A 19,031-nucleotide genomic window follows, 5' to 3' on the forward strand; every position below is an offset into this window, starting at 1 on the left:
TCATAGGCCGTACACGATGTCGGCGTAGGTGTTAACACCTCCGGCCTTGCCGTCGCGGCCCAACGAGATGATTTCTGCATCGTTGGGCGGGGAACCGGGGTTCTTGAACAGATAGGGATTGCCCCATGGGTCGGGTGGCAACGTTTTCAAATAGGGGCCTTGCCAGTTATTGGCGTTGGCGGGGCGGGTGGTCAGCGCGTTCAGGCCGAGGGCTTCGTCGGGGTAATTGCCAGTGTCCAGGCGGTACTGGTTCAAGGCGTCTGCCAGGGATTTCATCTGGCCTTGGGCGGTTTGGACTTTGGCCAGTTCCAGGCGATCGAACATCTTCGGGCCGACGTAGCCGGCGAGGAGGGCGATGATCAGCAGGACGACCAGCAACTCCAGCAATGTGAAGCCGCCTGGACTGCTGTGGATAAGTGTACGTGCGCGCATGGAGATACCCTGTTGGGAGTGCCAAGGTAAGGCGGTTGTGTATAACTCTCCCGGCCCGCTGGTTAGACGGGCACCGCCGGTAGAACTGCGTTAGAACCTGTACATGTTCAACTGTAGCGTTGCTCGATATAAGGCGCCGCGAGGCGCCCTATAACGTTTAGCGTTAACGCTTATCCATTAACCGAATATGCGTCTGTACTTTGTTGCCTCAGGGCACCAAGTCCCAGGCCTGTTGCCATGCAGTGCCTGTACCGGGGGCATACGCCCACGCTGCCCCGCCGCACCACGCGGTGAAAGGATGGGGCTTGCACTTATAGTTTTTGCCGTTGTTGGTCACGATATCGCCGTCTTTATAAGCGGTGCCTTCTTTATAGTCAGGGTGGGTTCCGCCGCCGCCGGGCGTCACGGTGAAACCGAACTCTGCCTGGTCGGTTTTGCCGTTCTTCGGATCACGCACATTGAGACGGGCCTTGAATTGGCTCGGCGTGGTGACCGGGAGAGCAGTACCGCTCGCAGTGGTTCCGCTTTGTGAACCTTCAAGTCCTGGGATCGACCATTGAAACAACGGCGTTCCATTTTTCGCGGTTGATCCAGCACCGCTGAAGGTAAAGGCCTCTCCTGATTTCAGAGATGTTGGCCCCGTGATATGAGCTGTGGGGGGCGTCTGGTCAATTGGATTCTGGCCTCCTGCAATAATCGACATAGCATCGGTGTAACTCGGGTTTTTGGCATAAACAATATTCAGCAACGCATCTACTGAATTGAACGTTACTGTTCCATCTGGGTTCTGCTCGCCTATTTGCGCGAATGAAGGATCCACCTTCGCGGCAAGTTCTTTGCCCCACTGACCTGGGCCCAAGTTGCTCGGGGTGATTAATTGAGTGACATCGACAACCTCGTCTCTGGCACCGCCGGCGTCGAAGATTCTGTAGTGCACCGTGTCGCCCGGTTTAAGTGCCTGCATCTCTGTGCCGATGAATTGACCGATGGGCGTGAGCGGATCGGGCGTCCCCGCGCCTTGAAACGTCACATCAGAGCAACCGATAAAGAACTCTCCATCGGGGTCGCTCCTGATCCAGATGGTGACGATCAGACCATTGCCCGAAAGGCCATTCGGCAAGGGGCGTGTGATTTCAAAGTAGCCCCAGGCTCCCCGGATTTTAGGAGGGTTATTGGGGGGGTAGACTGTATTGGCGACGGTCAGTGCTTCCGGTCCCCCCAGGGGCACCAGATCGCTCCATTTCAACGTATCCGTGGCGGAGTTGAAACCCGGTCTGGTTGTGAATGCGTAGAACGTACTGGGCACGTGGGGGGCTGTACCGATGAGGCGCATAGTCAGAGGTTGACCAGCGGTAACAGGCGTTTTTGTCCAGTCCGGTATTGCGAGGTCCAAGCTGGCCTTTTGGGGATCGTTGGCGGAGCAGATCTGGCCATCATTTATGATTGCTTGAATCTGTGCCAGCGTTGGATTGTTAATCAAGGGAATTTTGGCGACCTCATTCCATTGTTGTGCGGCATATACTTTTTCCGCGTTGGTGTTAAATATCTTGGCTGACTCTCGGCAACCTTTATCAACGATCGGAGGGTTCCAATAGCCACCTGTCACTTGGCAATTCACAGCTCGGGTTTGCGGGAAGTCCAATGCCCCATGCGTCCATCCCAAAACAGGTGTTAGGAGCAACGCTGCTAACACCCACGTGATTACGTTTTTCACATACAGCTGTAAGTTATTCATGCTCTAGTCCACCTTCAATTCAGATAAACAAGTTCCGAACTGCTGGAACGATCAGTGTGATTATTTAATTGCCATTATTGGTCGCCTGATCTCCCACGGGAGCGGTGCGGGTTAGAGGATTACTCTGCACAGAGCCATACAGAAACACCCACCCTTGATAACTACTTTGCCCTGTAAAACTTTGATTGGCGGCTATGAAGTTTCCCTGTTTGAACGGCGTGCCCTTGGCAGTACTGAATACGCCCATGATGGTTTCGCCCGGCCCTGCAACTACGCCCCATTCGGCGGTGCCGGTCAGCGGGTCGTCATAGGCGCGGCGCAGGTAGCGCTTGATGGTCGGTTTGCGGCGGTCGAGCACCAGGTCTTCGAGTGTCTTGGGGAAGGTATTACCCTCCCGGTAATACAGCCCAATCGCCCGGCGAATCTCATTGCCCCGCGCCAGCAACTCCAGCTCACGCTCGCGCTGCAACACGCTGGACCACAGCGTGCCCACCTCCATCAACATCACGGCCACCACGGCCACCGTGACCAACATGCCCATGAACACCGAGCCCTGCTGGCGTTGTTTACCAGTCGGCATAGGCACTCCCGTCATTCGCGTTGCCGGGGGCGCCGCTGCGTACGTCGCCCAGGCCTTGCTCGTCCGAGGGTTGCAGTTGCCAGGTGTCGCGTTTGCCGGTTACCGGGTCGAGGGGGATTTCCCGCAGGTAGCGCCGGTCTACCAGCGCTTGCAGGGACTCGGGGTTGCCGCCGTGGTCTTCGCGGTATTGGTCCAGCGCCTGACGGATGGAGGACAGGTTATGGCGCAGCACGGTTTCCTGGGCCTTGGCGTGCTGGCGGAAATACTGGGGCGTAACCAGGGTCATGAGCGTCGCGATAATGGCCATGACCACCAGCAGTTCGATCAGGGTAAATGCCCGATCACCACTGGCTGTATAACGTTCCATTCAAACTCTCCCCGGTGCTGCGGGATGAAACGTCAAATACATCTTCTCCCTCTTGTGGGTTGTCGGCGGTGCTTTTGTAACTGCGCAGTTGCCAGGTCTGTTCAGGTGCAAGTTCGGGGCACTCGCACAGGGGGTCGCGGGGAATGCGGCGCAGGAAATAGAGTTTGTTGCCTTGCAGATTGGTTTTATCGGTGACCCCTGCCACCAATACGTGCAAGGAGGGCGGATAACCGGAGTCGGTCACGCTCTTTTCAATACGGCCGTCGTCGCTGGCTTCTTTATACAAATCGATGGCACGCCGGATCTCACGCAACGAACGTTGCAAGTCCAGTTCCCGGTCGCGTTTACCCATCAATGCCGTCAGCGGATAAGCCACTGTCGCGAGTGTGGCCAGCAGGGCCAGCGTCAGTAGCAACTCAATCAGCGTAAAACCTGTGGCGCAGTGATGGCTGGTTTTATCCTGCCAAATCACCGTGGTGTCTCCTGTTGTCCCGCCAAGGACTTCCGCATTAACCAAGGCTTGTGAAATGAACTGCAAGGGAGAGTGTAGATGCTGGATGTTTTTTGTACAGTCGGTGCTTTTACCCACAATGGCTGTGAGCGTAGCTGTGGATAAGGTGTTTGTGGCTGCCTGAGGGCCCCGTGAATAAAGGGTTACAGGCTGGTGTACGAAAAATGACCAGGCTAAGTTGCGGTTTTTACGAAGGTTTTCGTGTGGATAAGCACATTGCGCGAACGGAAGTTGCCCCCAAAGTCTGTTGGCGCTTCTGTGGATAAGATGTTCGCTATCGTCTGTAGGCCGTATGGGGAGAGGTTTTCAGGCTTTTGATCAAAAATCGACCAAATGCGCTCCCGATGAGAATGAAAACCTGCAAAGCCCCGGTGTATGACGTTCTGGTGGGGTTTTCCACAGCGCTGCGCAAGTTACACCCAATCTCTGTTGGCGATTCTGTGGATAAGGTGTTTGCGTACCGCTACAGGCCACGGATTAAATGGCTTGTAGAGTTATGGTTAAAAATTGATCAGTAGTGGATGAAAACCGTTAAGTTGAATAAGTCACGGATTTTCTTGAGTTATTTTGGCCGAAACAACGCAGTTGCCCACAATTGCTGTGGGTGAGTTTGTGGATAAGTTGTTGGGTAAAGGCTGGAGGGTAGGTGGTTAGGGGGTTGTAGGCGGTCTGGTTAAATTTTGAACATTGTGCAGATCCAAATGTGGGAGCGGGCTTGCTCGCGAATTCAGTGTGTCAGTCAATACATCTTTAACTGTTCCACCGCATTCGCGAGCAAGCCTGCTCCCACATTTTTATTCGTGTACGGCCACGCCCTTGAGGTACGGCGCCGGCGCTGCCCCCAGGTTGCTCAGCATGCGCTCGCTGTACCAGTCCACGAAGTTCACTACGCCGAACTCATAGGTCTTGGAGTACGGGCCAGGCTGGTAGGCGCTGGAGTTGATGCCGCGCTGATTCTCTTCAGCGAGGCGACGGTCCTGGTCGTTGGTGGCGTCCCACACTTGGCGCATGCGCTCAACGTCGTAGTCCACGCCTTCTACGGCGTCCTTGTGCACGATCCACTTGGTGGTGACGACGGTTTCCTGGGCACTGATCGGCCACACGGTGAACACGATGATGTGGTCGCCCATGCAGTGGTTCCACGAGTGGGGCAGGTGCAGGATGCGCATCGAGCCCAGGTCTGGGTTTTTGATGCGGCCCATCAATTTTTGGCAACCCTGCTTGCCGTCCAGGGTCATCGACACAGTGCCCTTGAGCAGCGGCATGCGCACGATACGGTTACGCAGGCCGAAGCTGGCGTGGGCGTAGGGGATCTTCTCCGCGTCCCAGGCCGCAGCCGAGGCCGCGACGTGGTCCTTGAACGCCTGGTCGGCGCGCGGGTCGGTGACGTCGTCCCATTCCAGCAGGGTTTTCAACAGCTCCGGGTGCGACGCGTTGCAGTGATAGCACTCGCGGTTGTTTTCCAGCACCAGTTTCCAGTTGGCTTTCTCGACCAAGGTGGTGGTAATCGCCACCTTGGTGTTCTCCATGTCGTAGGGTTCCATGTAGTGGTTCAGCGTCGACAGGAAGTCATCGATGGCCGGCGGGTTCTCGGCCAGGCTGATGAAGATGTAGCCACCGGCGGTCTTCACGTTCACGGGTTTGAGGCCGTACTGCTTCATGTCGAAGTCAGCGCCCATCTCGGTGCCGGCGAACAGCAGGCGGCCGTCGAGTTCGTAGGTCCACTGGTGGTAATGGCAGACCAGTTTGGCGACCTTGCCCTTGTCGCTGGTGCACAGGCGCGAGCCACGGTGGCGGCACACGTTGTGGAACGCATGTACCACGCCTTCGGCGCCACGGATCACGATGATCGGGTTCTTGCCCACTTGCAGGGTCAGGTAGTTGCCCTTGGTGGGGATCTCGCAGGTCATGCCGGCGATCAACCACTCTTTCTGGAAGATCTCCTGCATGTCGATATCAAACAGGCGCTCATCAGAGTAGAACGGCTGTGGCAGCGAGAACGTGCGTTCACGCTCTTGCAGCATGTGCGCGGTGGCCTTGCGTGCGGGTTCCAGCGGATCGCCCAAGCTTAAGGTTGCGGTGACGTCCATCGTGTGTGTCCTCATGGCCATTCTGTGTGGCCGAGATAAGTGGCTAAGGTGGCTGGAGTGGCGGGTTTGGGCGGGCAGGTGCGGCGCACGAAGGTCTGATCCTGCGTTGCCGCTCCTCCCCATAGCAAGCTATGACTCGTCGCGGCGCCTTGGCTCAGTCCTCCGTGCATCCGCTCCTGCTCCGACCAAACCCGCCACTCCAGCCACAGGTGCAGCAAGGCGTAAAGAAAGCGTCGTTGTTGGGAGCGAGTGTGGGGCCGGCGATTGGCCGAACCTTATCCATGGGCGACATGGCCCAATCTGTTCCCGACGCGCAACCCTAGGTCGTTGGGGGCTGGTCGCGATAAGTATGTGAATGTCGCAGATAGGTAAATGGGCGAATCCGGCGTTACGCAGAATCGCCACCATAAGGCCGACGTCGGCGGTGGAGAACAACATGTCTAACAATTTCCTGAATCCGGTAACCACCCAGACCTGGGCCAATGGTCGACACATTGTCCGTTGCGTCAAAGTCATCCAGGAAACCTGGGACGTGCGCACCTTTTGCTTCATGGCCGACCAGCCGATTCTGTTCTTTTTCAAGCCGGGGCAATTCGTCACCCTGGAGCTGGAAATCGACGGGCAGCCGATCATGCGCTCCTACACGATTTCCAGCTCGCCGTCGGTGCCGTATAGCTTCTCGGTGACCATCAAGCGCGTGCCGGGTGGCAAGGTATCCAACTGGCTGCACGACACGCTGCATGAAGGCCAGGAGCTGGCGGTGCACGGGCCAGTGGGGTTGTTCAACGCCATCGACTTCCCCAGCCCCAAGGTGCTCTACCTCAGTGGCGGCGTAGGGATAACGCCGGTGATGTCCATGGCGCGCTGGTTCTACGACACCAACGCCAACGTCGATATGACGTTTATCCACAGCGCCCGCTCGCCCAAAGACATCATTTACCACCGCGAACTGGAACACATGGCGTCGCGGATCGATAACTTCAGCCTGCACTTGATCTGCGAGAAGCACGGCCTGGGCGAGCCGTGGGCGGGGTATCGCGGCTACCTGAACCACAAGATGCTGGAACTGATGGTGCCCGACTTCCTGGAGCGCGAAGTGTTCTGCTGCGGCCCTACGCCCTACATGAACGCCGTTAAGCGCCTGCTGGAAGTGGCCGGGTTCGACATGACGCGTTACCACGAGGAGTCCTTCGGCGCCACGCCACCGGAAGCCCGCGCCGACGCGGTGGAGCAAGCCGAACAGGCGGCGGATGCGCCGGAAGTGGATTTGGCGGACCTGCATCAGGTGGAGTTCATTGCGTCCGGCAAGAGCATCCGCGTGGCCCCCGGCGAAACCGTGCACGCAGCAGCGGCCAAGCTGGGCTTGCTGATCCCCAAGGCCTGCGGCATGGGGATCTGCGGTACATGCAAGGTGATGAAGCTGGGCGGGGAGGTGGAGATGGAGCACAACGGCGGGATCACCGAGGAAGACGAGGCCGAGGGGTACATCCTGTCGTGCTGCAGTGTGCCTAAGGGCGATGTGCGCATCGAGTTCTAATTAAACACCCCCCCCTCAAGGTGGGCACGGTCCAATGTGGGAGCAAGCCTGCTCCCACATTTTGATTTGTGTACGTCAGTGAGGTTTAGGCGCCCATCACTTCGCGGATGTCTGCTGCCAGTTCCCGCACTCGCTCTTCCTCGGTATCCCACGCACACATGAACCGCGCGCCGCCTTTACCGATGAAGGTGTAGAACCGCCAACCCTTGGCCGTCAGTGCCGCAATCGCCGGTTCCGACAGTTGCAGGAACACGCCGTTGGCCTGCACCGGGAACATCAACTCAACCCCCGGAATATCCGCCACCAGGCTGCTCAGCAGTTGTGCGCAGTGGTTGGCGTGGCGTGCGTGCTTAAGCCAGGCGTCGTTTTCCAGCAGGCCCACCCAGGGGGCCGACAAAAAGCGCATTTTCGACGCCAGCTGGCCCGCCTGTTTGCAACGGTAGTCGAAGTCTTCGGCCAGCTTGTGGTTGAAGAACAGGATCGCTTCACCCACGGCCATGCCGTTTTTGGTGCCGCCAAAGCACAGCACATCCACCCCGGCTTTCCAGGTCAGGTCGGCGGGCGAGCAGCCCAGGAACGCGCAGGCGTTGGAGAAGCGCGCGCCGTCCATGTGCAGGTTCAGGCCCAGCTCTTTGCAGGTGGCGCTGATGGCGCGGATTTCTTCCGGGGTGTACACGCTGCCCACTTCGGTGGCCTGGGTAAGGGTGACCACGCGCGGCTTGGGGTAGTGGATGTCCTGGCGCTTGAGGGCGATCTCGCGGATCGACTCTGGGGTGAGCTTGCCGTTTTCGGTGCGGGCGGTGAGCAGCTTGGAGCCGTTGGAGAAAAACTCCGGCGCGCCGCATTCGTCGGTCTCGACGTGGGCAGTCTCCGAGCAAATCACGCTATGGTAGCTCTGGCACAAGGATGACAGCGCCAGGGAGTTGGCGGCGGTGCCGTTGAAGGCAAAGAACACTTCGCAGTCGGTTTCGAACAGGTTGCGGAAACCGTCGGCGGCGCGGTGGGTCCATTCATCATCGCCGTAGGCACGTTGATGGCCTTGGTTGGCTTGTTCCATGGCGGCCCAGGCTTCCGGGCAGATGCCCGAATAGTTGTCACTGGCAAATTGTTGGCTCTTGTCGGTCATGGCCCTGTCCTGTGGTCGATGTTGGTGCGCACTGTAACCAAGATTGTTGGCGCTGCGCACGTACTGTAAATGCAAAGTCGTTGGGGAATTATGCACGGTACTCACACCTTGCCTGTCGGCGCTGTCCGAGATGGCGCGCTGGACTTGCTCAAGTGGCTGGCATTGCTGTGCATGGTGCTCGATCACCTGCGCTATGTCGGGTTGAGCCTGGACGGTTTGTATGTGCCGGGGCGCCTGGCGTTTCCTTGGTTTTGCCTGGCGATTGCGGCGAATTTGAATCGGGTGAAAAACGCCCAGGTCAGTTGGCGTTACCTGGGCTGGCTGCTGCTGTTCAGTGTGATCAGCGAAGTGCCGTATCGCCTGTTTATCGAGGATGCCGATACGTTGAACGTGTTGCCCACCTTGGCGCTGGGCTTGCTGGTTGCGCGAGGATGGCAGCAGAAGGCGCTTTTTGATCGCGGATTGGCGCTGGTTGCTGTCACTGTCGCCGCTGTTTTTTCCTCGCACTTGATGTTCGGGTTTTTTGGTGTGTTGTTGCCGTTGGCGATGCTGCTGGTGTTCACAAGGCCCTGGTATTTCGCCGTGGTGCCGGGCGTGGTCTGTGTGGCGGCCAACCAATGGCAGGTGCTGCTCAATAGCGGGTCGCTGGTGGCGCTGTCGGGGTTGATTGCATGCCTGATCGCGCCATTGGCCGGTCTTGTCTTGTTGCGACATGCCAAAAATGCCTCGCCACCGGCCATGCGGCGCTGGGCGTATTCCCTTTATCCCTTGCATTTCCTGCTGCTGCTACTCGTTCGCCAGACCATCGCCTAAACCCTTGTGGGAGGGGGCTTGCCCCCGATGGCGGTGTACCAGCCACTGCATGTGCAAGCTGACCCACTGCTATCGGGGGCAAGCCCCCTCCCACATTTATCCAGTGTTGTTCCTGCTATGTCGTAAACGCACCTTTGCGTGGCGCCCGTAGGCATTTGATCTATAGGCGCCAGCCCTACCATCGCATCAAAGGGCCCCACACGGGCCTCAACAATACGAAAGGCTGGGAGAGACGCGATGTTCAGCAAACAAGACCAGATTCAGGGATATGACGACGCACTGCTGGCGGCCATGAATGCCGAGGAGCAGCGCCAGGAAGATCATATCGAGCTGATCGCGTCAGAGAACTACACCAGCAAGCGTGTGATGGAAGCCCAAGGCAGCGGCCTCACCAACAAGTACGCCGAAGGCTACCCAGGCAAGCGCTACTACGGTGGCTGCGAGCATGTGGATAAAGTCGAGGCCCTGGCCATCGAGCGCGCCAAGCAACTGTTCGGCGCCGACTACGCCAACGTGCAGCCGCACTCCGGTTCGTCCGCCAACAGCGCCGTGTACCTGGCCCTGCTGCAAGCCGGCGACACCATCCTGGGCATGAGCCTGGCCCACGGCGGTCACCTGACCCACGGCGCCAAAGTGTCGTCTTCGGGCAAGCTGTACAACGCGGTGCAATACGGCATCAACACCGACACCGGCCTGATCGACTACGACGAAGTCGAGCGCCTGGCGGTGGAGCACAAGCCGAAGATGGTGGTGGCCGGTTTCTCGGCCTACTCCAAGACCCTGGATTTCCCACGCTTCCGTGCCATCGCCGACAAAGTGGGCGCGCTGCTGTTCGTCGACATGGCCCACGTGGCTGGCCTGGTTGCCGCTGGCCTGTACCCGAACCCGCTGCCGTACGCCGACGTGGTCACCACCACCACCCACAAGACCCTGCGCGGTCCGCGTGGTGGCTTGATCCTGGCCAAGTCCAACGAAGAAATCGAAAAGAAACTCAACGCTGCGGTATTCCCCGGTGCCCAGGGCGGCCCACTGATGCACGTCATCGCCGGCAAGGCCGTGTGCTTCAAGGAAGCGCTGGAGCCGGGCTTCAAGACGTATCAGCAGCAGGTGATCGACAACGCCCAGGCCATGGCCGAGGTGTTTATCAAGCGCGGCTACGATGTGGTGTCCGGCGGCACCGATAACCACTTGTTCCTGGTCAGCCTGATCCGCCAGGGCCTCACCGGCAAAGAGGCGGACGCCGCCCTGGGTCGCGCCCACATCACCGTCAACAAAAACGCCGTACCGAATGACCCACAGTCGCCGTTCGTGACCTCGGGCCTGCGCATCGGCACCCCGGCGGTGACCACCCGTGGTTTCAAGGTGCCGCAATGCATCGAGTTGGCTGGCTGGATCTGCGACATCCTCGACAACCTCGGCGACGCCGATGTCGAGGCCAACGTGGCCAAGCACGTGTCTGCCCTGTGCGCTGATTTCCCGGTTTATCGCTGAGCGCGGTTTTGGAGTAATGACTATGCAACGCTACTCGGGCTTCGGCCTCTTCAAGCACTCCCTCAGCCACCACGAAAACTGGCAGAAGATGTGGCGCACGCCCACCCCTAAAAAGGTGTACGACGTGGTCATCGTCGGCGGTGGCGGGCATGGTCTGGCGACCGCCTACTACCTGGCCAAAGAGCACGGCATCACCAACGTGGCCGTGGTCGAGAAAGGCTGGCTGGGCGGCGGTAACACCGCGCGCAACACCACCATCGTGCGCTCCAACTACCTGTGGGACGAGTCGGCCCACCTGTATGAACACGCGATGAAACTGTGGGAAGGCCTGTCTCAAGACCTGAACTACAACGTGATGTTCTCCCAGCGTGGCGTGTACAACCTGTGCCACACCCTGCAAGACATCCGTGATTCCGAGCGCCGCGTGAGTGCCAACCGCCTCAATGGCGTGGACGGCGAACTGCTCAACGCCAAGCAAGTGGCCGACGAGATCCCGTACCTTGATTGCTCCAAGAACACCCGCTACCCGGTCCTGGGCGCCACCGTGCAACGTCGCGGCGGCGTGGCCCGTCACGATGCCGTGGCCTGGGGCTTTGCCCGTGCCGCTGACGCACTGGGCGTGGATTTGATCCAGCAGACCGAAGTGATCGGCTTCCGCAAGGAAAACGGCGTGTGCATCGGTGTGGAAACCAACAAGGGCTTTATCGGCGCTAAGCGCGTCGGTGTGGTGACGGCCGGTAACTCGGGCCATATGGCATCGCTGGCGGGCTTTCGCCTGCCTATCGAATCCCACCCGCTGCAAGCGCTGGTGTCGGAGCCGATCAAGCCGATTATCGACAGCGTGATCATGTCCAACGCCGTACATGGTTACATCAGCCAGTCCGACAAGGGCGACCTGGTGATCGGTGCCGGTATCGACGGCTACAACGGCTACGGCCAGCGCGGTTCGTACCCGGTGATCGAGCACACCATCCAGGCCATCGTCGAGATGTTCCCGGTGCTGTCGCGCGTGCGCATGAACCGTCAGTGGGGCGGCATCGTCGACACCACGCCGGATGCGTGCCCGATCATCTCCAAGACCCCAGTGCCGAACATGTTCTTCAACTGCGGTTGGGGCACCGGTGGCTTCAAGGCCACGCCGGGCTCAGGCAACGTGTTTGCGGCAAGCCTGGCCAAGGGTGAAATGCACCCATTGGCGGCACCTTTTTCCATCGACCGTTTCCACAACGGTGCGCTCATCGACGAACACGGCGCTGCGGCCGTCGCCCACTAACAGGAGAAATTTCCTATGTTGCATATCTTCTGTCCTCACTGTGGCGAACTGCGCTCCGAAGAGGAATTCCACGCGTCCGGCCAAGCGCACATCCCGCGCCCGCTGGACCCGAACACCTGCACCGACGAGCAGTGGGGCGACTACATGTTCTTCCGCGACAACCCCCGTGGCCTGCACCACGAACTGTGGATTCATGCCGCCGGTTGCCGCCAGTACTTCAACGCCACCCGCGACACCCTGACCTACGAAATTCTTGAAACCTACAAGATCGGCACCAAGCCGCAATTCACCGCCAAGGCTGCTGGAGAGAAGGTATGAGCCAGACCAATCGCCTGTCCAACGGTGGCCGGATCGACCGTAATAAAGTCCTGACGTTTACCTTCAACGGCCAGACCTACAAGGGCTTTGAAGGCGACACCCTGGCCGCCGCCCTGCTGGCCAACGGCGTGGACATCATCGGCCGCAGCTTCAAGTATTCGCGCCCTCGCGGCATCTTCGCCGCCGGTGCCGAAGAGCCGAACGCTGTGTTGCAGATCGGTGCCACCGAAGCCACCCAGATCCCCAACGTGCGCGCCACCCAACAGGCGCTGTACCAAGGCCTGGTCGCCACCAGCACCAACGGCTGGCCGAACGTCAACACCGACGTGATGGGCATCCTGGGCAAGGTCGGCGGCAAGCTGATGCCGCCGGGTTTCTACTACAAAACCTTCATGTACCCGCAATCGTTCTGGATGACGTACGAGAAGTACATCCGTAAGGCTGCCGGCCTTGGCCGCTCGCCGACCGAGAACGACCCGGACACCTACGACAACTTCAACCGTCACTGCGACGTGTTGGTGGTGGGCGCAGGCCCTGCTGGCCTGGCCGCTGCCCTGGCCGCCGCACGCAGCGGTGCCCGCGTGATCATCGCCGACGAGCAGGAAGAGTTCGGCGGTTCGCTGCTGGATTCGCGTGAAAGCCTCGACGGCAAGCCCGCCGCTGAATGGGTTGCCAGCGTCATCGCTGAACTCAAGGCCCTGCCAGACGTGGTGCTGCTGCCCCGCGCCACCGTCAACGGCTACCACGACCATAACTTCCTGACCATTCACGAACGCCTCACCGATCACCTGGGTGACCGTGCGCCGATTGGTGTGGTGCGCCAGCGCATCCACCGTGTGCGTGCCAAGCGTGTGGTGTTGGCCACCGGCGCCTGCGAGCGTCCGCTGGTGTATGGCAACAACGATGTGCCGGGCAACATGCTGGCCGGTGCGGTCTCTACCTACGTGCGCCGCTACGGCGTGGCACCGGGCAAGAAGCTGGTGCTGTCCACCAACAACGACCACGCCTACCGCGTTGCGCTGGACTGGCTGGATGCAGGCCTGCAAGTGGTGGCCGTGGCCGATGTGCGCCACAACCCACGCGGCGCGCTGGTGGAAGAAGCCCGCGCCAAAGGCATTCGTATCCTCACCGGCAGCGCCGTGGTCGAAGCCCGTGGCACCAAGCGCGTGACCGCTGCGCGGATCGCCGCGATTGATGTCAAAGCACATAAAGTCACCAGCCCCGGCGAATGGCTGGACTGCGACCTGGTGGCCAGCTCCGGCGGTTACAGCCCGGTGGTTCACTTGGCCTCGCACCTGGGTGGCAAGCCAACCTGGCGTGAAGACATCCTCGGTTTCGTACCGGGTGAAGCCCCGCAAAAACGCGTGTGCGTGGGTGGCATCAACGGCGTCTACGGCCTCGGCGATTCCCTGGCAGACGGTTTTGAAGGCGGCGTACGCGCGGCCAGCGAAGCCGGGTTTGCGCCAGTGGAAGGCACCTTGCCTAAAGCCTTGAGCCGCCTGGAAGAGCCGACCCTGGCGATCTACCAAGTGCCCCACGACAAACCCACCGCACGGGCGCCGAAGCAATTTGTCGACCTGCAAAACGACGTGACCGCCGCCGCCATCGAACTGGCGACCCGCGAAGGTTTCGAGTCGGTCGAGCACGTCAAACGCTACACCGCGCTGGGTTTTGGCACCGACCAGGGCAAGCTGGGTAACGTCAACGGCCTGGCCATTGCTGCCCGCTCCCTGAACGTGACCATCCCGCAGATGGGCACCACCATGTTCCGCCCCAACTACACGCCGGTAACCTTCGGCGCGGTGGCGGGCCGTCACTGTGGGCACATCTTCGAGCCGGTGCGCTACACCGCCTTGCAAGCCTGGCACGTCAAGAACGGCGCCGAGTTTGAAGACGTCGGCCAGTGGAAACGCCCATGGTATTTCCCACGCAACGGTGAAGACCTGCACGCTGCGGTCAAACGCGAATGCCTGGCCGTGCGCGACAGCGTTGGCCTGCTGGACGCCTCCACCCTGGGCAAAATCGACATCCAGGGCCCGGATGCCCGCGAGTTCCTCAACCGCATCTACACCAACGCCTGGACCAAGCTCGACGTGGGCAAGGCGCGCTACGGCCTGATGTGCAAGGAAGACGGCATGGTCTTCGACGACGGCGTCACTGCCTGCCTCGCCGACAACCACTTCCTGATGACCACCACCACCGGCGGCGCGGCACGCGTGCTGCAGTGGCTGGAAATCTACCAGCAGACCGAGTGGCCAGACCTCAAGGTGTACTTCACCTCGGTCACCGACCACTGGGCCACCATGACCCTGTCTGGCCCCAACAGCCGCAAGCTGCTGGCGGAAGTCACCGACATCGACCTGGACAAGGACGGCTTCCCGTTCATGACCTGGAAAGAAGGCTTGGTGGGCGGCGTACCGGCGCGGGTGTTCCGGATCTCGTTTACCGGTGAGCTGTCGTTTGAGGTCAACGTGCAAGCCGACTACGCCATGGGCGTGCTGGAAAAAATCGTCGAGGCCGGCAAAAAGTACAACCTGACCCCATACGGCACCGAAACCATGCACGTACTGCGGGCCGAGAAGGGCTTCATCATCGTCGGCCAAGACACCGACGGCTCGATGACCCCGGACGACCTGAACATGGGCTGGTGCGTTGGCCGCACCAAACCGTTCTCGTGGATCGGCTGGCGCGGCATGAACCGTGAAGACTGCGTGCGTGAAGAGCGCAAGCAACTGGTGGGCTTGAAGCCGGTGGACCCAAAAGTGTGGCTGCCGGAAGGCGCGCAACTGGTGTTCGATCCGAAGCAGTCGATCCCGATGAAGATGGTCGGTCACGTGACCTCCAGCTATGCGCATAACTCCCTGGGTTATTCGTTTGCCATGGGCGTGGTGAAGGGCGGCTTGAAGCGCATTGGCGAGCGGGTGTTCTCACCGCAAGCCGATGGCAGCGTGATCGAGGCGGAGATTGTGTCTTCGGTGTTCTTTGACCCTAAGGGCGATCGTCAGAACATCTGATAGACCGCGGCGCGGCCATCGGGAGCAAGCCCCCTCCCACACTTGAATGTATTCACAAATCAATATGTGTAAATGCAGTCAATGTGGGAGGGGGCTTGCCCCCGATGAGGCCAGAACAGACACCACCGAATTCAGAACAGGTGCTTTATGACAGCAGCCAATGTGTACCAACAACGCCCAACCACCGGCGCCAAGGCCGAGTCGTCGCTGCACCATGCCGACCTCGCCAGCCTGGTCGGCAAGGGCCGCAAGAACGCCGGCGTGACCGTGCGTGAAAAGAAACTCCTGGGCCACCTGACCCTTCGTGGCGATGGCCATGACGCGGCCTTCGCCGCCGGTGTGCACAAGGCGTTGGGCATCGAACTGCCAGGCGCCCTGCAAGTGATCATCAAGGGCGAAACCAGCCTGCAATGGCTCGGCCCGGATGAGTGGTTGCTCATCGTGCCAAGCGGTGAAGAATTCGCCGCCGAGCAAAACCTGCGTGCCGCCCTGGGTGAGTTGCATATCCAGGTGGTCAACGTCAGCGGCGGCCAGCAGATTCTTGAACTGAGCGGCCCGAACGTGCGCGACGTGCTGATGAAGTCCACCAGCTACGACGTACACCCCGACAACTTCCCGGTGGGCAAGGCGGTGGGCACGGTGTTCGCCAAGTCGCAACTGGTGATCCGCCACACGGCCGAAGACACCTGGGAACTGCTGATCCGTCGTAGCTTCTCGGACTACTGGTGGTTGTGGTTGCAGGATGCCTCTGCCGAATTCGGCCTGAGCGTCCAATGACCCTTGTAGGAGCGTTGTTTGAGGAGTTTTTCGCAATGAGCCGCGCACCCGATACATGGATTTTGACCGCCGACTGCCCCAGCGTGCTCGGCACGGTGGACGCGGTCACCCGCTACCTGTTCGAGCAGGGTTGCTACGTTACCGAGCACCATTCGTTCGATGACCGGCTGTCCGGGCGGTTTTTCATTCGCGTGGAATTCCGACAGCCCGAAGGCTTTGACGAGCAAGGTTTCCGCGATGGCCTGGCCACTCGCGGCCAAGCCTTTGGCATGATCTTCGAACTGACGGCACCGAACTACCGGCCAAAAGTGGTGATCATGGTCTCCAAGGCCGATCACTGCCTCAACGACCTGCTGTACCGCCAGCGCATCGGCCAACTGTCGATGGACGTGGTCGCGGTGGTGTCCAACCACCCGGACTTGAAGCCGTTGGCCGACTGGCACCAGATTCCCTACTACCATTTCCCCCTCGACCCCAACGACAAACCGGCGCAGGAGCGCCAGGTGTGGCAGGTGGTGGAAGACACCGGCGCCGAGCTGGTGATCCTTGCGCGCTACATGCAAGTGTTGTCACCGGAGCTGTGTCGCAAACTTGATGGAAAGGCCATCAACATTCACCACTCGTTGTTGCCGGGGTTCAAGGGCGCCAAGCCGTATCATCAGGCGTACAACAAGGGCGTGAAATTGGTGGGCGCTACGGCGCATTACATCAACAACGACCTGGACGAAGGCCCGATCATCGCCCAGGGCGTGGAGGTGGTGGACCACAGCCACTATCCCGAGGACTTGATTGCCAAGGGGCGGGATATTGAAGGACTGACGTTGGCCCGAGCGGTGGGATATCACATTGAGCGGCGGGTGTTTCTCAACGCCAATAGGACCGTGGTGCTTTGACTGACGCCTTCGCGAGCAAGCCCGCTCCCACATTTTTAACGTGTGAACCCGATCAAATGTGGGAGGGGGCTTGCTCCCGATGAGGCCATAACTAACAACGCAAAAACAGCATCTGTAACCCGAGCACTTTACGCGCTGCCTGCCTGGGCAACGCGGTTCCATAAAAACAACAGCGAGGTGAAAGCATGTCTGGTAATCGTGGTGTCGTGTATCTCGGCAACGGCCAGGTCGAAGTACAGAAAATCGACTATCCCAAAATGCAGGACCCCCGTGGCAGGAAGATCGAGCACGGCGTCATCCTGCGCGTGGTCTCCACCAATATTTGCGGCTCCGACCAACACATGGTGCGCGGCCGTACCACTGCCCAGACCGGCCTGGTGCTCGGTCATGAGATCACCGGTGAAGTGATCGAGAAGGGCAGCGACGTCGAAAACCTGAAGATCGGCGACCTGGTTTCCGTACCGTTCAACGTTGCCTGCGGGCGTTGCCGCTCGTGCAAAGAACAACACACCGGCGTCTGTCTGACCGTCAACCCGGCCCGTGCCGGTGGCGCCTACGGTTACGTGGACATGGGCGACTGGACCGGCGGCCAAGCCGAATACGTGCTGGTGCCGTACGCCGACTTCAACCTGCTCAAACTGCCAGACCGCGACAAGGCCATGGAGAAAATCCGCGACCTGACTTGCCTCTCCGACATTCTGCCCACCGGCTACCACGGCGCCGTGACGGCAGGCGTGGGCCCAGGCAGTACCGTGTACATCGCCGGTGCCGGTCCGGTGGGCCTGGCCGCTGCGGCTTCCGCACGCCTGCTGGGTGCTGCGGTGGTGATCATCGGTGACGTCAACCCGATCCGCCTGGCCCATGCCAAGGCCCAGGGTTTTGAAGTGGCCGACCTGTCCACCGACACCCCGCTGCACGAACAGATCGCCGCGCTGCTGGGCGAGCCGGAAGTGGACTGTGCCGTCGACGCGGTCGGCTTCGAAGCCCGTGGCCACGGCCATGAAGGCGTCAAGGCCGAAGCCCCGGCCACGGTACTCAACTCGCTGATGGGCGTGGTGCGTGTGGCGGGCAAGATCGGCATTCCGGGCCTCTACGTCACCGAAGATCCAGGTGCCGTGGACGCTGCCGCGAAAATGGGCAGCCTGAGCATTCGCTTTGGTCTGGGCTGGGCTAAATCCCACAGCTTCCACACCGGGCAAACGCCGGTGATGAAGTACAACCGCGCGCTGATGCAGGCGATCATGTGGGACCGTATCAACATTGCTGAAATCGTCGGCGTACAGGTGATCAGCCTGGATGACGCGCCGCGTGGGTATGGCGAGTTCGATGCGGGCGTGCCGAAGAAGTTTGTGATCGACCCGCACAAACTCTTCAGCGCTGCGTAATTTTAAGGCCACATAGATCCAAATGTGGGAGCGGACTTGCTCGCGAATGCTGAGTGTCAGTCGACCGATACAGTGTTGACCCACCGCTTTCGCGAGCAAGCCCGCTCCCACATTGATGTTGTGTTGTCAGCGATAGACAAGTGCGCCTTGATACACCGTCGGCCCTGTAGGCTGCTTGCTCAACGACCCGCCTTTGACCTCCGAACTCACCATCACCTCCACCGGCTTGCGGATGCTGGCCTGTTGGCGTGAATTCAAATCGATGATGCCTTTGCCATCCTCCGGCAGCAGCCCCAGTGAAACCGGCGCTTTACCTTCGGGCATGGCCCACAGTTCCAGGCTGCGTTCAGGCTCTGGCGCGGCGGTCGCAATAGGCTCGACTTCCAGATAATCCTTGTGCGCCATCAACTGCGCGGCGGGCTGTTGCTCGGTGGTGACCAGGGTCGCGGCGGATTTGACGTTGTCCTGGGTGTAGAGCGCGCCACCCAGACCCGCGACAATTGCGAGGCAGACGCCGATAAACACGCGTGGGCGGCTCCAGAACGGGGGCCTTGGCTTGGGCGCGGTGTGGCGGGTGGCACTCATGGGCAGTTCCTGGCAGAAGTTGAAAGCCTTTCATGGACTATGTCCCTGCCACTGGGTTCCTTGAAGGGGCAGGAACAATGCGCCGGATACCCAGTCCAACGCCT

General features: G+C 60.1%; 17 protein-coding genes. 9 read left to right on the forward strand and 8 right to left on the reverse strand.

The features are described 5' to 3' along the window. From gspG to gbcA, 6 genes are all read right to left on the reverse strand, one after another. Complete coding sequence (gene gspG / locus DYL59_RS09670) at positions 1-432, reverse strand: type II secretion system major pseudopilin GspG (RefSeq protein WP_135288987.1); 432 nt, start codon at positions 430-432, stop codon at positions 1-3. 208 nt (positions 433-640) lie between these two features. Then, positions 641-2,167, reverse strand: a complete 1,527-nt coding sequence (locus tag DYL59_RS09675; protein WP_135288988.1) for a lytic polysaccharide monooxygenase — start codon at positions 2,165-2,167, stop codon at positions 641-643. Positions 2,168-2,231: 64 nt separating this feature from the next. Then, on the reverse strand, positions 2,232-2,747 hold the full coding sequence (locus DYL59_RS09680; protein WP_193557543.1) for a type II secretion system protein: 516 nt from the start codon (positions 2,745-2,747) through the stop codon (positions 2,232-2,234). Further along, positions 2,734-3,114 carry a type II secretion system protein gene (locus DYL59_RS09685; protein WP_135288989.1) on the reverse strand — a complete coding sequence of 127 codons (381 nt, stop codon included), beginning with the start codon at positions 3,112-3,114 and terminating at the stop codon, positions 2,734-2,736. Before DYL59_RS09685 ends, DYL59_RS09680 begins: the two co-directional genes overlap by 14 nt. Then, complete coding sequence (locus tag DYL59_RS09690) at positions 3,089-3,583, reverse strand: prepilin-type N-terminal cleavage/methylation domain-containing protein (protein ID WP_135289105.1); 495 nt, start codon at positions 3,581-3,583, stop codon at positions 3,089-3,091. The genes DYL59_RS09685 and DYL59_RS09690 overlap by 26 nt, the downstream gene beginning before the upstream one ends. Before the next feature lie 836 nt (positions 3,584-4,419). Beyond that, a complete protein-coding gene (gene gbcA, locus DYL59_RS09695; protein ID WP_135288990.1) occupies positions 4,420-5,715 on the reverse strand; it encodes a glycine-betaine demethylase subunit GbcA in 1,296 nt (431 codons plus the stop codon). A gap of 436 nt (positions 5,716-6,151) precedes the next feature. Between gbcA and gbcB the strand changes: the two genes are divergently transcribed. Beyond that, positions 6,152-7,252, forward strand: coding sequence for a glycine-betaine demethylase subunit GbcB (gene gbcB, locus DYL59_RS09705; protein ID WP_135288991.1), 1,101 nt, complete (start codon positions 6,152-6,154; stop codon positions 7,250-7,252). A gap of 85 nt (positions 7,253-7,337) precedes the next feature. On the opposite strand, the gene DYL59_RS09710 is transcribed toward gbcB, so the two are convergent. Then, positions 7,338-8,378, reverse strand: a complete 1,041-nt coding sequence (locus DYL59_RS09710; protein ID WP_017738442.1) for a threonine aldolase family protein — start codon at positions 8,376-8,378, stop codon at positions 7,338-7,340. Between the two features lie 90 nt (positions 8,379-8,468). Here DYL59_RS09710 and DYL59_RS09715 point away from each other — a divergent pair, with 90 nt between their 5' ends. The 8 genes from DYL59_RS09715 (at position 8,469) to fdhA (ending at position 18,342) form a co-directional block, all read left to right on the forward strand. Next, complete coding sequence (locus DYL59_RS09715) at positions 8,469-9,191, forward strand: TraX family protein (protein ID WP_135288992.1); 723 nt, start codon at positions 8,469-8,471, stop codon at positions 9,189-9,191. Positions 9,192-9,428: 237 nt separating this feature from the next. After that, positions 9,429-10,682, forward strand: a complete 1,254-nt coding sequence (glyA, locus tag DYL59_RS09720; RefSeq protein ID WP_135288993.1) for a serine hydroxymethyltransferase — start codon at positions 9,429-9,431, stop codon at positions 10,680-10,682. Positions 10,683-10,704: 22 nt separating this feature from the next. Then, a complete protein-coding gene (locus DYL59_RS09725; protein WP_010207084.1) occupies positions 10,705-11,955 on the forward strand; it encodes a sarcosine oxidase subunit beta in 1,251 nt (416 codons plus the stop codon). Positions 11,956-11,970: 15 nt separating this feature from the next. Next, complete coding sequence (locus DYL59_RS09730) at positions 11,971-12,273, forward strand: sarcosine oxidase subunit delta (RefSeq protein ID WP_101273319.1); 303 nt, start codon at positions 11,971-11,973, stop codon at positions 12,271-12,273. Next, a complete protein-coding gene (locus DYL59_RS09735) occupies positions 12,270-15,287 on the forward strand; it encodes a sarcosine oxidase subunit alpha (RefSeq protein WP_135288994.1) in 3,018 nt (1,005 codons plus the stop codon). Before DYL59_RS09730 ends, DYL59_RS09735 begins: the two co-directional genes overlap by 4 nt. A 147-nt stretch (positions 15,288-15,434) precedes the next feature. Further along, positions 15,435-16,064, forward strand: a complete 630-nt coding sequence (locus tag DYL59_RS09740; protein ID WP_135288995.1) for a sarcosine oxidase subunit gamma — start codon at positions 15,435-15,437, stop codon at positions 16,062-16,064. Positions 16,065-16,099: 35 nt separating this feature from the next. Then, positions 16,100-16,957: a formyltetrahydrofolate deformylase gene (gene purU / locus DYL59_RS09745; RefSeq protein WP_135288996.1), complete on the forward strand. Its 858-nt coding sequence runs from the start codon at positions 16,100-16,102 to the stop codon at positions 16,955-16,957. Positions 16,958-17,142: 185 nt separating this feature from the next. Further along, entirely contained in the window at positions 17,143-18,342 is a 1,200-nt protein-coding gene (fdhA, locus tag DYL59_RS09750) for a formaldehyde dehydrogenase, glutathione-independent (protein ID WP_135288997.1), read from the forward strand. Positions 18,343-18,468: 126 nt separating this feature from the next. Here fdhA and DYL59_RS09755 read toward each other — a convergent pair whose 3' ends face one another. After that, a complete protein-coding gene (locus tag DYL59_RS09755; protein ID WP_135288998.1) occupies positions 18,469-18,927 on the reverse strand; it encodes an anti-sigma factor domain-containing protein in 459 nt (152 codons plus the stop codon). Positions 18,928-19,031 lie beyond the last annotated feature (104 nt).

Source organism: Pseudomonas kairouanensis, from assembly GCF_004682055.1.
Classification (GTDB): domain Bacteria; phylum Pseudomonadota; class Gammaproteobacteria; order Pseudomonadales; family Pseudomonadaceae; genus Aquipseudomonas; species Aquipseudomonas kairouanensis.